10 protein-coding genes are annotated in these 14,855 nt (G+C 74.7%); 5 read left to right on the forward strand and 5 right to left on the reverse strand.

Going from position 1 to position 14,855, the window contains the following annotated elements:
- Nucleotides 1–7 precede the first annotated feature (7 nt).
- Entirely contained in the window at nucleotides 8–871 is an 864-nt protein-coding gene (locus ACIPM1_RS17595; RefSeq protein ID WP_402435203.1) for a phosphotransferase enzyme family protein, read from the forward strand.
- 95 nt (nucleotides 872–966) lie between these two features.
- On the opposite strand, the gene ACIPM1_RS17600 is transcribed toward ACIPM1_RS17595, so the two are convergent.
- A complete protein-coding gene (locus ACIPM1_RS17600; RefSeq protein ID WP_402435206.1) occupies nucleotides 967–1,689 on the reverse strand; it encodes a 3'-5' exonuclease in 723 nt (240 codons plus the stop codon).
- Nucleotides 1,690–1,793: 104 nt separating this feature from the next.
- Nucleotides 1,794–3,032 (reverse strand): SAV2148 family HEPN domain-containing protein, encoded by a 1,239-nt coding sequence (locus tag ACIPM1_RS17605; RefSeq protein WP_402435209.1) that lies wholly within the window; start codon nucleotides 3,030–3,032, stop codon nucleotides 1,794–1,796.
- 860 nt (nucleotides 3,033–3,892) lie between these two features.
- Between ACIPM1_RS17605 and glgX the strand changes: the two genes are divergently transcribed.
- From glgX to ACIPM1_RS17620, 3 genes are all read left to right on the forward strand, one after another.
- Nucleotides 3,893–6,010: a glycogen debranching protein GlgX gene (gene glgX / locus ACIPM1_RS17610; protein ID WP_402435212.1), complete on the forward strand. Its 2,118-nt coding sequence runs from the start codon at nucleotides 3,893–3,895 to the stop codon at nucleotides 6,008–6,010.
- Between the two features lie 171 nt (nucleotides 6,011–6,181).
- Nucleotides 6,182–8,557, forward strand: coding sequence for a malto-oligosyltrehalose synthase (gene treY, locus ACIPM1_RS17615; protein ID WP_402435215.1), 2,376 nt, complete (start codon nucleotides 6,182–6,184; stop codon nucleotides 8,555–8,557).
- Nucleotides 8,558–8,720: 163 nt separating this feature from the next.
- Nucleotides 8,721–9,971: a M14 family zinc carboxypeptidase gene (locus ACIPM1_RS17620; RefSeq protein ID WP_402435218.1), complete on the forward strand. Its 1,251-nt coding sequence runs from the start codon at nucleotides 8,721–8,723 to the stop codon at nucleotides 9,969–9,971.
- Nucleotides 9,972–10,113: 142 nt separating this feature from the next.
- On the opposite strand, the gene ACIPM1_RS17625 is transcribed toward ACIPM1_RS17620, so the two are convergent.
- The 3 genes from ACIPM1_RS17625 to ACIPM1_RS17635 form a co-directional block, all read right to left on the reverse strand.
- Nucleotides 10,114–10,539: an SSI family serine proteinase inhibitor gene (locus ACIPM1_RS17625; protein ID WP_402435221.1), complete on the reverse strand. Its 426-nt coding sequence runs from the start codon at nucleotides 10,537–10,539 to the stop codon at nucleotides 10,114–10,116.
- The gene (locus ACIPM1_RS17630) at nucleotides 10,536–11,900 is read right to left on the reverse strand and encodes a M14 family zinc carboxypeptidase (RefSeq protein ID WP_402435498.1); all 1,365 of its coding nucleotides are present in this window, start codon (nucleotides 11,898–11,900) and stop codon (nucleotides 10,536–10,538) included. Before ACIPM1_RS17630 ends, ACIPM1_RS17625 begins: the two co-directional genes overlap by 4 nt.
- 270 nt (nucleotides 11,901–12,170) lie before the next feature.
- A complete protein-coding gene (locus ACIPM1_RS17635) occupies nucleotides 12,171–12,722 on the reverse strand; it encodes an FHA domain-containing protein (RefSeq protein ID WP_402435224.1) in 552 nt (183 codons plus the stop codon).
- A 173-nt stretch (nucleotides 12,723–12,895) separates the two neighbouring features.
- Here ACIPM1_RS17635 and treZ point away from each other — a divergent pair, with 173 nt between their 5' ends.
- On the forward strand, nucleotides 12,896–14,650 hold the full coding sequence (gene treZ, locus ACIPM1_RS17640; RefSeq protein WP_402435227.1) for a malto-oligosyltrehalose trehalohydrolase: 1,755 nt from the start codon (nucleotides 12,896–12,898) through the stop codon (nucleotides 14,648–14,650).
- Nucleotides 14,651–14,855 lie beyond the last annotated feature (205 nt).

Here is a 14,855-nt window from a genome sequence, read left to right on the forward strand (position 1 = left end):
GCGGACGATGGACGAGGCACGGGCGCGGGACGTACTGGCCGCGGCGGGGGTGCTGCCCGGCCCGGTGCGGGACGCGCGCCTCCTCGCGCTCGGCGAGAACGCGGTGTTCGCCGGCGGTGACCTGGTGGTCAAGGTGGGCCGCGACGCCGAACTGCTGGACCGGGCGCGGCGCGAGCTGAGGACCGCCGTGTGGCTGGCGGAGGCGGGGGTCCCGGCGGTGCGGGCGGCCGTCGACGAGGCGCTGCTCGTCGACGGGCACCCGGTGACCGTCTGGCACCGGCTGGCCGATCCGGTGCGTCCCGCCGAACCCCATGACCTGGCCGGCCTGTTGCGCGTCGTCCACGCCCTGCCCCTGCCTCCCTTCGACCTGCCGCCCCGGGACCTGCTGGGCGGTGTGGAACGCTGGCTTCGGCTGGCGGGCGACGCGATCGACCCGGCGGACGCGGCGTACCTGCGCGAGCGCCGCGACGGCTTCGCGGCCGCCGCGGCCGCGCTCACCCCGCACCTGCGGCCGGGCCCGATCCACGGCGACGCGCTGCCCCGCAACGTCCACGTCGGTCCGGACGGCCCGGTCCTGGTCGACCTGGAGACCTTCTCCGCCGACCTGCGCGAGCACGACCTGGTGGTCATGGCCCTCTCCCGCGACCGCTACGGCCTGCCCGCCGAGGCGTACGACGCCTTCACCGCGGCCTACGGCTGGGACGTGCGCGCCTGGGAGGGCTGCTCGGTGCTGCGCGGCGCCCGCGAGACGGCGAGCTGCGCCTGGGTCGCCCAGCACGCCCCGGCCGGCCCCGCGGCACTGGCCGAGTTCGAACGCCGGGTGGCCTCCCTGCGGGACGGGGACGAGACGGTGCGCTGGTACCCGTTCTGAGCGACCGTCCGCGGCGCGCGGCCCCCCGGCGGCTCGCCGGCGGCTCGCCGGAGGGTGGCCGGGCGCGGGGGCCGGGCGCGGGGGCCGGGCGCGGTTCAGACCGTCTCGCCCGCCGGTTCCCGCAGCGGCCAGGTGCCGTCGACCACCGCGCCCGGGTCGCCCTTGCGGCGGAGGAAGTCCTGGAGGTCGGCCGCCCACCGCGCGTACCACTCGATCTGGCGGCGGTGCAGCTCCGCCGGGCCGAGGGCGGCGACCTTGGGGTGGCGCAGGGCTATCGCGCGGGCCAGGCGGGCCGCGGCGAGGGCGTCGGCCGAGGCGTCGTGGGCCGCGTCGAGGACGACGCCGTACTCCGTGCAGACCGCTTCGAGGGTGCGTTTGCCGCGGCGGTAGCGGTCGGCCCAGCGGTCGATGGTGTACGGGTCGACGACGGGTCCCGGCTCGGCGCCGCCGAGCCGGTCGCGCAGCGACGGCAGCCCGTGGCGCCGCAGTTCGGCGGAGAGCAGGGTCAGGTCGAAGGCCGCGTTGTACGCCACGACCGGCACGCCCGTCTTCCAGTATCCCGCCAGGACGTCCGCGATGGCGTCCGCCACCTGGTCGGCCGGGCGGCCCTCGGCGGCCGCCCGCTCGTTGCTGATGCCGTGCACCGCGACCGCGTCGGCCGGGATGTCGACCCCCGGATCCGCGAGCCACTCGCGGTGCCCGAGCGGCTCCCCTGCCCTGACCTCGATCACGGCGCCCGTGACGATGCGCGCCTCGCGCGGATCCGTCCCGGTGGTCTCCAGGTCGAAGCCGATCAGCAGCTCCCGGTGCCAGCCCATGGCGGCCCCCCTCCTCGGTGGTGCTCTCCCCCAGTGATCTCCACCCTCGCATGCGCCACTGACAATCCGGGGACCGTGTTCCGCTCACCGCGGCCGGGGTGGTGTCAGGACACCGGGCGCGAATCCGCCCACATCAGCTCGAACTCCTCGCGATAGGTGGAGAAGAGACCGCCTTCGTCCACGTGGTCCGACTTGACGACCCGGTTGCCGTTGCGCAGCACGAGCACCGGCGCCTCCATGCCCCGGCTGTGCCGCAGATAGGACTGCACGACCGCGATGCCGTCGGAGCCGTCGCCGTCGACCAGGTAGGCCGTGGCGCGCGGCGTCTCGTCGTAGACCTGGATCTCGAAGGCGCCCGGGTCGCGCAGCCGGGAGCGCACCCGGCGCATGTGCAGGATGTTCATCTCCACGGACCGGCTCAGCTCGCCGCGCTTGAGGCCGAGTTCGCGCTCGCGCCGCTTGACGGCGCTGGAGGCCGGGTTCAGGAACAGCAGCCGCACCCGGCCGCCGGCCTCGCCCAGGCGCACCAGGCGTCGCCCGGAGAAGTTCTGCACCAGCAGGTTCAGGCCGATGCCGATGGCGTCGAGGCGGCGGGCGCCGCCGAAGATGTCCTCGGCGGGGAACTGGCGCAGCAGCCGCACCCGGTCCGGGTGCACCGCGACCACGTCCGCATAGCGGTCGCCGACCAGGTCCTCCACCGCGTCGACCGGCAGCCGCCGCGCGGAGGGCACGTCGCCACCCGTCCCGAGGATCTCCAGGAGCCGCGCCGAGGCGCGCTCGGCCTGGTTCAGCACCGCCTCCGACAGGGCCCGGTTGCGGGAGACGACGTTGCGGGTGACCTCCAGTTCGTCCAGGGCGAGTTCGACGTCCCGGCGCTCGTCGAGGTACGGCTCGAAGCAGGGCCAGTGCTGCACCATCAGCTCGCGCAGCTGCGGCAGCGTGAGGAAGCTGATCACGTTGTCGTCGGCCGGGTCGAGCAAGTAGCCCTTGCGGCGGCTGACTTCGCGGACCGCGACGGCGCGCTGCACCCACTCCTGGCCGGCCGGTCCGGCGGCGGCGACCACCCACTCGTCGCCGTGGACGGGTTCGTAGACGGGCCGCAGCACGGCGGAGACGACGGCGCGCAGCCGCTGTTCGACGAGATTCAGCCAGATGTAGGCCCGGCCGGCCCGCTGGGCGCGCGTGCGCACCTCGCGCCAGGCGTCGGCGTCCCAGTCCAGCTCCGGTCCGATGGCACCCGCGTCCATCGGCCGCGCCAGGGACACCGCGCCGGGCGGGACGTCTGCGGAGTTCCCCTCGTGACCTTCGTCACCAGAGGGCAGCTCCAGGCCTCCCGAGCCCACCCGTGCACCGCCTTCCGCTCCCCCGAGCTCTCCCCGTCCCAACGATCAAGGAAGGGTACTCCGGGACCGGTCCGCGGTGCAGCCGGATGGACAGCTCGTTTCTCAACTACCTTCTCGCATCCACCCGTTCCGATCGGCCGGCTGGGGCTGCGTGAGCGGATTCATAGCGGTGACGTCGCGCGCGACGAGGAGAAGCCCTGCCGGTGGACGTGGTGCACGGGAGGTGGTGCACGGACCCTTGACGTTCAGCCGTTTGCGGGTCCCCTGCAGGCCCGCGGCCGGCGGGCCGGCGGTCAGAAGGCGGGCGGCCGAGGTGCTCTCCTCCCGGCTCGGCGGCTGGACGCCGTGCCGGGTGCCGGTGTGCACGACCCGCCCGACGGCCGGGTCCACCGTCCGGGTGACGAGGGTGTCGTTCCGGTAGCCGCAGAAGGGGCGGGGGCGCGCAACGGGTGGCCGACCGGCTCGACGGTCACGTCGGCGCGCCGGGGCGGGTGCCGGTCGTCCCGCCCGTCCGGCCCGGGTGCGGCGAGCTCGGCGCCCGTGCCGGGCAGAGCGGCCGCCACCGCCGCGGCGGCCCCCGCCACCGCGACGGCCGTCCCGGCCACCGTCTCGCCCGGATGCCGGTGCACCGCTCCGCGCACCTCTTCCCCCTGCTCCCTTCGGTCACGGGAGTACTCGATTGCCCCACTGGTTCGGCATACGGGTGTACGCGCCGGTCGCTCGACAAGAGGGCGTCATACCGCGTATGCACTGGTCGACGGGTAAGAGGGACATAAGTCATGGGTGGTTCCCTCGCTTTCGGGGAGACTCGGAGGCAAGGCGCCACCGGCGGTGCCGCACACCTGAAAGAGTCGTGATCCATGCAGGTCTGGCCTGGAGAGGCGTATCCGCTCGGCGCCACGTACGACGGCGCCGGTACCAACTTCGCGGTCTTCACCGAAGCCGCGGACCGAGTAGAGCTGTGTCTGCTGCACGACGACGGCTCGGAAACGGCGGTGGAACTGCGCGAGAGCGACGCGTTCGTACGGCACGCGTACGTGCCCGGCATCATGCCGGGGCAGCGGTACGGGTTCCGGGTGCACGGTCCGTACGCTCCCGAGCGCGGTCTGCGCTGCAACTCCTCGAAACTGCTGCTCGACCCGTACGCGCGTGCGATCAGCGGCTCGGTCCAGTGGGGCGAGGAGGTGTACGGCTACCACTTCGACGACCCCGACCGGCGCAACGACCTGGACTCGGCGCCGCACACGATGACGTCGGTGGTGGTCAACCCGTACTTCGACTGGGGCGACGACCGTCCGCCGCGCCGCGGGTACCACGAGACGGTGATCTACGAGGCGCACGTCAAGGGCCTCACCATGCGGCACCCGGGGCTGCCCGAGGAGCTGCGCGGCACCTACGCGGCCCTGGCCCACCCGGCGATCATCGAGCATCTGACGGAGCTCGGGGTCACGGCGCTGGAGCTGATGCCGGTGCACCAGTTCGTCAACGACCACCGCCTGGTCGACATGGGCCTGAACAACTACTGGGGCTACAACACGATCGGCTTCTTCGCCCCGCACAACGCGTACGCCTCCTGGGGCGACCGCGGTCAGCAGGTCCTGGAGTTCAAGTCGGCGGTCCGGGCGCTGCACGAGGCCGGGATCGAGGTCATCCTCGACGTGGTCTACAACCACACCGCCGAGGGCAACCACCTGGGTCCGACGCTGTCCTTCAAGGGCCTCGACAACCCCCAGTACTACCGGCTCACGGACGACCCCCGGTACTACATGGACACCACCGGCACCGGGAACTCCCTGCTCATGCGGTCCCCGCACGTGCTGCAGCTGATCATGGACTCGCTGCGGTACTGGGTCACGGAGATGCACGTCGACGGCTTCCGCTTCGACCTGGCGGCGACCCTGGCCCGGCAGTTCCACGAGGTGGACCGGCTCTCGTCGTTCTTCGACCTGGTGCAGCAGGACCCGGTGGTCTCGCAGGTCAAGCTGATCGCCGAGCCGTGGGACGTGGGCGAGGGCGGCTACCAGGTGGGGAACTTCCCGCCGCTGTGGACGGAGTGGAACGGCAAGTACCGCGACACCGTCCGGGACCTGTGGCGGGGCGAGCCGCGGGCGCTGGCGGAGTTCGCCTCACGGCTCACCGGCTCCTCCGACCTCTACCAGGACGACGGCCGGCGGCCGCTGGCCTCGATCAACTTCGTGACCTGCCACGACGGCTTCACCCTGCACGACCTGGTGGCCTTCAACGACAAGCACAACGAGGCCAACGGCGAGGACAACCGGGACGGTGAGAGCCACAACCGGTCCTGGAACTGCGGGGCCGAGGGCGAGACCGGCGACGAGGAGGTCCTGGAGCTGCGCGCCCGCCAGATGCGCAACTTCTTCGCCACGCTCATGCTCTCCCAGGGCGTGCCCATGATCAGCCACGGCGACGAGTTCGCCCGCACCCAGCGCGGCAACAACAACGCCTACTGCCAGGACAACGAACTGTCCTGGGTGCGGTGGCCGGACCCCGACAAGAACGGCGACGAGCTGCTGGACTTCGTCCGGGCGATGGCCGAGCTGCGCAAGGAGCACCCGGTCTTCCGCCGGCGCCGGTTCTTCCACGGGCGGCCGGTGGAGGGCACCCACGACGACCTGTCCGACATCGCCTGGTTCACCCCCGAGGGGGCCGAGATGACCCAGCGGGACTGGGACTCGGCGCAGGCGTCGGCGCTGACGGTGTTCCTCAACGGCAACGCGATCTCGGAGCCGGGACAGCGCGGGGAGCGGATCAGCGACGACTCCTTCCTGCTGATGTTCAACGCGGCGCCGGAGCCGCTGGAGTTCCTCGTGCCGATCCATCACGGGCACGAGTGGCAGGTGGTGGTCGACACCGCCCGCACGGACCCGGTCCCGCCGGGCACCGGGTCGAAGGTGCAGGCCGGGGAGCGGATCACCCTGAGGGACCGCAGCCTGACCGTGCTCCAGCGGCCGAACTAGCGACGCCCGCGCCCGCCCGGGCAGGCCGAGAGGCCGCGCCGGGCGGGTTCCGGCGTCCGCGGGGCGGGTTCCCGCGTCCGTGGGCGGGCTCCCGTGCCCGCGGGCGGGCTCCCGTGCTCGGGCGGGTTCCCGGGTGACAGGAAAGCCGGCGGGGCGGGTACGTAACCTTCCATGACACAGGAGCGCCCCGCCCCCCTCGTGCCCACCGCCACCTACCGGCTCCAGCTCCAGCCCGACTTCCCGTTCGCGGCCGCGGCCGCCGCCGTGCCGTACCTGGCCTCGCTCGGCGTCTCGCACCTGCACCTGTCCCCCGTCCTGGAGGCCGTCCCCGGCTCCCCGCACGGCTACGACGTCGTCGACCACGCCCGGGTGCGCGGCGAGCTCGGCGGCGAGGAGGGGCTGCGCGCGCTGGCACGCACCGCGCGGGAGCACGGCCTCGGCCTGGTGGTGGACATCGTGCCGAACCACATGGCCATGGCGCCGCGGCACAACCGGGCGCTGTGGGAGGTGCTGCGGGAGGGCCCCTCGTCGCCGTACGCCCGGTGGTTCGACATCGACTGGGAGGCCCAGGGCGGCCAGGTGCTGCTGCCGGTGCTCGGCGGCCCGGTCGGCGAGGAGATCGGCGAGCTGAAGGCCGACGGCGACGTCCTGCGCTACTACGACCATGTCTTCCCGCTGCGCGAGGGCACCGGCGGGCTGCCGCTGCCGCAGTTGCTCGACGCGCAGTGGTACCGCCCCGTGTGGTGGCGGCTGGCCCGCACCGAGCTGAACTACCGGAGGTTCTTCAGCATCTCCGACCTGATCGGGGTGCGGGTGGAGGATCCGGAGGTGTTCGAGGCCACCCACGCCAAGATCCTGGAGCTGCTGCACGAGGGCGTCGTCGACGGACTGCGCGTCGATCACCCGGACGGCCTCGCCGACCCCGACACCTATCTCGCCCGGCTGCACGCGGCGAGCGGCGGCCGCTGGACGGTCGTGGAGAAGATCCTCGCGGACCACGAGCACCTGCCGGTGTCCTGGCCGGTGGCGGGCACCACGGGCTACGACGCCCTCCGGCACGTCGACGGCCTGTTCACCGACCCGGCGGGCGCGGGGGAACTCACGGGGGTGTACCGGCGGTTCGCGGCCCCGGGGGCGGACCGCGGCGGCGACTGGGAGGCGACGGCGCGGCGGGCGGCCTACGAGGTGATCACGCACGAGCTGGCCGCCGAGACGGACCGGCTGACCCGGGTGGCGAGCCGGCTGTGCACCGGCTCGCCCGACCCGGCGCTGCGCGACCGCGCGCCCTGGGCACTGAGCACCGCGCTGCGCGAGCTGCTCGTCCGGATGGAGGTGTACCGCCCCTACGACTCGGTCGACGCGGCCCGGGTGGTCACCGCGGACGCGGCGCGGGAGGCCCGGCTCGCGTTCACCGTGCCGGAGGAGGGCGGGGCGGTCGACGTGGTGCGCGGGGTCCTGCTCGGGCGGGCCGGCTCGGGGGCGGAGGCGACGGAGCTGCGGACGCGGTTCGCCCAGGCCTCGTCCGCGCTGCGCGCGAAGTCCCTGGAGGACACGGCGTTCTACCGCTATGTGCCGCTGCTGGCGGCCAACGAGGTCGGCGGCGATCCCGGGCGCCCCGGGGTGTCCGCCGAGGACTTCCACGCGTACTGCGCGCGGGTGCAGCGGGACTGGCCCGCCACCGGGACCGTGGTGACCACTCACGACACCAAGCGCAGCGCCGACGTCCGGGCGGCGCTGGCCGTGCTGACGGAGTGCCCCGGGCGCTGGGCGGAGCTGCTCGCCGAGGTGACGCGCGACGAGGAGGACGTGCCGGACGGGCAGCTCGCGTGGGCGGCCTGGCAGACGGTCTTCGGGCTCGGCCCGGCGGACGCGGAGCGGGTGGGGCCCGCCCTGCTGAAGCACGCGCGCGAGGCCGGGCTCCACACCAGCTGGACGGAGCAGGAGCCGTCGTACGAGGAGGCGGTGGCGCGGTTCGTCGCGGAGGGACCCTGCGGGGCGCCGGGCGGGCGGGTCGCGGACTTCCGGGACTCGCTGGAGCCGCACATCCGGGCGAACGTGCTGGGGACGGCGCTGGTGCATCTGACGATGCCGGGCGTGCCGGACCTCTACCAGGGCACGGAGGCCGAGTACCGGGCCCTGGTGGACCCGGACAACCGGCGGCCGGTGCGGTTCCCGCCGGTTGACCCCGGGGAGAAGGGCACGGTGACCGCGGCGGCGCTGGGGCTGCGCGCCCGGCGGCCGGAGGTCTTCGGCGAGTCGGCGACGTACACGCCCCTGCCCGCCGAGGGTCCGGCCGCGGACCACTGCCTGGCGTTCGCGCGGTCCGGCGAGGCGATCACGGCGGTGACCCGGCTGTCGCTCCGGCTGGCGGAGGCGGGCGGCTGGCGCGACACCCGGATGCCCCTCCCCCCGGGCCGATGGACCGACGTCCTGGCACCGGAACGCCGGTTCGAGGGCGAGGTCCCCCTGGCGGAGCTCTTCGCCCACCTGCCGGTGGCCCTGCTGGAGCGGGCCGAAGGGGGCGGGACCGCGACCGCCGGGTCCTGAGGCCTGTCCGGCGGTCGTGTCCGGAGGGCCGTGTCCGGGGGCTGAAGATCGGGTTCCGGTGGGTGTGCCACCGGGCGCCCCCGGGCGGCTCCCCTGGGCGTGCTTGACAGTTCACCGAGTCCGTGGGGTACTGCGGATGCGAAGCCGGTCGGACACATCGGGGGTGAGTCTCCTGCCGGAGCTGCGCTACCCCACCGTTCCCGAACTGGTCTCCGCCGCACGCGCGTTGGCCGCACAGCGGCCGGGCCTGTGCTCCCTGGAGCAGGTGGGCCTCTCCCGCGCGGGCCGGCCGCTGCACCTGCTGTCCGTGGGCCACGCCCGCCGCTCCGTGCTGGTGGTCGCCGGGGCGCACGCCAACGAGCCCACGGGCGGCTCCACCCTGCTCGCACTCGCCCACCGCGTCCTGGACGAGTGGCCGTTGCGGGCCGACACCTCCTGGCACTTCCTGCTGTGCGCCGACCCGGACGGGGCGAGCCTGCACGTGACGCCCGCCCCGCGCAGCCTGCTCGACTACCACCTCGGCTTCTTCCGGCCGGCCGGGCCCGAGCAGCCGGAGTGGTCGCCCTCCGTGCTGCCCCCCGACCGGCTGCCGCCCGAGACGCGCGCGCTGACGGGGGTCATCGACACGCTGCGGCCCTACCTCCAGGTCACCCTGCACGGCACCGATCTGGGCGGCAGCTGGGTGCAGTTGACGAGGGACGTGCCCGGACTCGCGGAGCCGTTCGCCAAGTCGGCGGCGGAGCTGCGCATCCCGGTGGAGACGGGCGCCTCGGACGCCGCGGGCTGGCCCGCCTCCGGGCCCGGGGTGCGGGTGATGCCGGAGCCCGGCTCGGATCCGGCCTACCCGAGCCTGCCGGACGACGCGCGGCACAGCACCTGGTACCACGTGCACCGCTACGGCGGCCTGACCGCGGTGGTGGAGGTGCCGATGTGGGCGAGCGACCTGGTGGACGACCCCGCCCCGCATCCCGCTCCGGCGGTGGCGATCCGGCGGCTGGCGCACCGGCTGCTGCGGGACGCGCGGGAGGTCGAGCTGGTGCTCGCCGACGCGCTGCCCCGGCTGGACGGGGTCGACGGGCCGCTGCTCCGGGCCGCCACATGGGTGCTGAGCCTGATGCCGGGCCTGGCCTCGGACTGGGTCCGCACCCCGCCGGCCGACACGACGCGGGCGTACGTCGGCAGCGTGGACGCCTTCGGCCGCCGGCTGCCCCTGCGCACCGCGGCGATGCTGCGGCGGGTGCTCAGGGAGACCGGCGACCCCGGCGCGCCGCGCATGGAGCGGCTGGTGACCTGCTGGAGCGAGGAGTTCGCGGAGCGCTTCCGGGCCCGCTGGGTGCCGCTGGAGCACCAGGTCGAGCACCAGTGCCGTACGGTCCTCGCCACCGCACGGCACGCCCGCGACCGGACGGCCTGACGGCGACCGCCGGGCGCGGGCGCGCGACGGGGCGGCCCGGCGGCGACTGTGACGCGCGCGGGCCCCACAGGCGACTGATTGCGCGCGGGCCCGGTGGCGGCCGTCGCACGCACGGGTCCGGCGGCCGCCCGCGGGTCAGCGGTCAGCGGTCCAGCGCGAACACCTCGCCCGTGCGCGCCTTCATCTCGCAGGTGTTGGCGAAGGTCTGCGTGTAGGTGACCGCCCGCCCCTGCCAGCGGCCCTTCGCATGGACGGTCACGGGTGCGTAGACCATCGCGCAGAACACCTCCCGGCGCGGGATGCCGCGGATGTCGCCGCGCGCCGAGCGGAGCTGGGCGCAGGCCTCGGCCGCGTGGACGTGGCCCCGGGGCGGGTCGCACAGCAGCAGGGCGCGGCGCGTGTCGCCGGCGCGGGCGTCACCGCGGGTGACCGTGACGTAGAGCCAGTCGGCTCCCGCGGTGTGCCGGTGCGCCGCCTGGGCAGGGGCCGGGCAGGCGAGGAGCAGGGCGGCCGCGGCCGGCAGGACGCGCCGCAGCCGCTTCGCGGCCGCCTTGGTGAAGAGTGTCATTCCCGGTGTATCGGCACGGCGGCCTGCGGACCCCAGTCCGGCTCACCCGAACGGGAGCGGGGGTGCGGGAACCGCCCGGCCACCCGGGCGGCGGCGAGCACCACCCGGGTCTGGTACTCGGCCTGCCGGGCGACCGGTATCCAGCGGGCCCCGAAGCCGTCGCGGTAGTCGGCGCACCACTCCTCGATGAGCCGCTCCAGCTCCGGCAGGGCGCCTGCCGGATCGCGCCCGGCGCCGCGCACGAGCCGGTGGAGCAGCCCGGCGGTACGCAGGGCGAGCCGCCGCCCGGCGATGCGCAGGGCGGCCAGGTGGGCGGTGGTCAGCGGCGGCAGCGGGCGCTCCACGCCCAGGGTGTCGGGGTCCCAGGCGTCGGCGAGTCCGGGGCAGACCAGTAAATAGTCGTCCACGGGAGCGAGCAGCCGGGCCGCGTCCGGCGTGTCGGCCAGGTGCGGCCGGACCCGCGCCAGCAGCCGCTCCAGGAGCCGGGTCTCGTGGCGCAGGCCGCGGCTCACCGTGCGCAGCACCGCGTCCGGGTCCGGGTGCGGGGCGGCGTCGGCCACCGAGGCCACGCCCCACATGGGGGCCTCCACCACCGCGGTCACCGTGCCGTGCCGGACCGGGTGGAACCACGTCGACTCCACGGCGGCCTCCGTGATGGCGGCGGCCAGGTCGCCCCGGCGCGGCGGCGGGATCCGGTAGACGGCGGGCCCCAGGCCCGGCCAGTACAGGGCGTCGTAGGCGCCGAGTTCGAGCGGGATGCCGAGGCGGGCCGCGGTGTGCGCGACGCGCTGCGGCAGGCCCGGCAGGTCGCGGGTCAGCTCGACGAAGCCGCCGCCCACGTCCACGCCGTGCAGCGAGCACTGCAGGAAGGGACGCAGCTCGTCCTGGAGGTCGAGCAGGGCGCGGGTCTCCGGCAGCGCGGCGGCCCCGGCGCCGTCGGGCAGCCACTCGGGCTGCTCCAGGAACCCCGGGCGGAAGAAGTTCCGGAAGTAACGGCCGAGGCTGTACGGGCCGGTGAGCCAGCCCTCGTTGCGGCGGGAGCCGTCGGGGTCCAGGCAGAGCAGCAGGTTCCAGGTGACGTCGCCGTCCCCGCCGGTGCCGGGTTCGGCGAGCACCCGTTCGGCCAGCCGGAGGACGGTGGCTCCGCCCACGGGTTCGTTGGCGTGGGGGCCGGCGACGACGAGGGCCTGCCGGTCGCCGTGCCCGACGGAGAGCAGCCACATCGGCGTGCCCGCACGGGAGGTGCCCACACGGCGCAGCCGGGCCTTCTCGGGGCGGCGTGCGACGAGTGCCGCCGCGCGGGCGCCCAGCTCGTCGACGGACGGATAGCGGAGGAGCGGCGGCAGGGCAACCTCCACAATGTGGCGCCGTCGGGTTCACCTGGTGTGCAAGGAGTACGCACAGTCAGTCACGACTTGTCGGGTACGTCAACAGTGCCGTCCGAAAAGGGACTTGACCGACCGCGCTGGGTGATGCACGGGCCAGAGGTGAGGTGGCGGCGCGGTCGGTGGCGGGCGCGGGAGCGGCGGGGCCGCGGGGGCGGCACAGCTCAGCGGGCTGCGGGCTTCGGGGGCCGGCGGCGCTCAGGGGGCGGCATGGCTCGGGGAGTGGTGGGACTCACGGGGCGGGGCTCATGGGGCGGCGAGACGGAAGGCGACCCGCCCGAAGCCGACCTGGTCGCCGGCGCGGACGACGGCCGCGCCGATCACGCGCCGCCCGTTGACGGTCGTGCCGTTGGTCGAGCCCAGGTCCCGCAGGACCCACATCCCGCCCTGGTGGCGCAGTTCGGCGTGCACGCGCGAGACCGTGTCGTGGTTCAGCCGCAGGCCGCTGGCCGGGTCGCGGCCTATGCGCAGCGGGTGGCCCGTACCGGGGTGCGGCAGCAGCAGCTTGGGCAGCCGCTCGGCCTGCCAGGACCTGCGCAGCCGTACGGTGAAGCCGGAGACGGCCTCGACGGTGCCGAACACCAGGCGGGAGACGCGGCCCTCGGCGCGCAGGTCCGAGGTGAGCACGGCGAGCTCGTCGGACCGGCGGGCGGCCAGGGCCAGCTCGAGACGCCGGACGAACGTGTCGTGCGACAGCCTGCCCATGGCGACGCCGTCACGGAGCACCCGCAGCGCCTTGTCGCGCTCCGCGTCCGACAACCGCGCGGGGTACGTGGAGAACTCGGAGGACGACGTCACGCCGGCGATTGTCCGCCGGCGCGTCCCGGGTGTCCAGCACACGCGGAGACCGCCCCCGGTGTGGGGATTCGACGACACCCGCCGCAAAAGCGAGGATGCGCAGGCGGACTGATGTCGTTTCAAGCACCATGGACGGGGCTACATCACGGTGAGCAGACGAAGGGGAACCGTCCGTGCAGTTCGAGGTGTGGGCACCGCAGGCCGGCCGAGTGACACTCCATTGCGACGGCGTCGCAGACGCGTTGGAGCACGATCCGGAACGGCCGGGCTGGTGGATCGGGGAGGCCGACGCGCGCGACGGCTCGCGCTACGGGTTCGCGGTGGACGACGGTCCCGTGCTGCCCGATCCGCGCTCCCGGCGGCAGCCGGACGGCCCGGACGGGCTGAGCGCGGTCGTCGACCACGAGCGGTACGCGTGGCGGGCCGCGGGCTGGTCCGGGCGCCCGCTGCCGGGTGCCGTCCTGTACGAGCTGCACGTCGGCACGTACACCCCCGAGGGGACCTTCGACGCGGCCGCCGCCCGGCTGGAGCACCTGGCCGAACTGGGGGTGACGCACGTCGAGTTGATGCCCGTGTGCCCGTTCCCCGGCCGGCACGGCTGGGGGTACGAGGGGGTGTCGCTGTGGGCGGTGCACGAGCCGTACGGCGGTCCCGAGGGACTGAAGCGCTTCGTCGACCGGGCGCACGAGATGGGTCTGGGCGTGGTCCTGGACGTGGTGCACAACCACCTGGGCCCGTCGGGCAACTACCTGCCCGAGTTCGGGCCGTACTTCACCGACACGCACCACACCCCGTGGGGCTCGGCGGTCAACCTGGACGCGCCCGGCTCGGACGAGGTACGCGCGTTCCTGCTCGGCAGCGCGCTGGCCTGGCTGCGCGAGTACCGGATGGACGGGCTGCGGCTGGACGCGGTGCACGCGCTGGTGGACACGCGCGCGTGCCACTTCCTGGAGGAGCTGTCGACGGCGGTGGACGCGCTCTCCGCCGACCTCGGCCGCCCCCTCTTCCTGATCGCCGAGTCGGACCTCAACGATCCGCGGCTGGTCACCCCCCGCGCGGAGGGCGGCCTCGGCCTCCACGCCCAGTGGAACGACGACTTCCACCACGCCGTGCACACCGCGCTGACCGGCGAGACACAGGGCTACTACGCCGACTTCGGGCGCGCCCCGTTCGCCGCGCTGGCCAAGACGCTCACCGGCGGCTACTTCCACGACGGGACGTACTCCAGTTTCCGGGGCCGCCACCACGGCCGCCCGCTGGACCGTACGCGGGTGGCGGCCCACCGGCTGCTCGGGTACGGCCAGACCCACGACCAGGTCGGCAACCGCGCCCAGGGAGACCGCCTGTCCACGCTCCTGTCCGGCTCCCCCGGGCTGCTGGCCTGCGCGGCCGCGCTCACCCTGACCGCCCCGTTCACGCCGATGCTGTTCATGGGCGAGGAGTGGGCGGCCGGGACGCCGTGGCAGTTCTTCACGGACCACACCGATCCGGAGCTGGCGGAGGCGGTGCGCCGGGGCCGGCGGCGGGAGTTCGCCGCGCACGGCTGGGCGGAGGAGGACGTGCCGGACCCGCAGGACCCGGCGACCCGGGACCGGTCCTGCCTGGACTGGTCCGAGCCGGACCGCGAGCCGCACGCGCGCGTGCTGGCCTGGTACCGGCGGCTGATCGCCCTGCGGCACGAGCAGCCGGACCTGACCGATCCCGACCTCGCGGACACCAAGGTGGCCCACGACGAGGAGGCCCGCTGGCTCGCCTTCCGGCGCGGTGACGTGCGGGTGGCGGTCAACCTGGGCAAGGAGCCGGCCGCGATCCCGCTGGGCACCCACCCGGCCCGCGTGCTGGCCGCCTGGGACCCGGTGGAGGCACCCGACGCGGCCGGGATGCTGCACGTGCCCGGGGAGTCGTGCGTGGTGCTGCTGCAGAGCTGACCGGCGGGTCGGACGGAGGGGCCTCGCGCCTCCTCCCGGCCCTGCGGCCCTCCCGCGGGGCCGCGGGGCCGACCGGGCCGGGGGCACGGGCACGGAGGGCCACGGTGCCGCGCTGTCTTCGCGGCACCGTGGAGCCCTCCCGCGGCCCTCGGCCGCTCCCCCAGTCGCGCACCGGGGCGCCCGCGTCCCCGCGGCCACCCGCGCG

It is taken from the genome of Streptomyces sp. NPDC086766 (assembly GCF_044746005.1).
GTDB lineage: Bacteria > Actinomycetota > Actinomycetes > Streptomycetales > Streptomycetaceae > Streptomyces.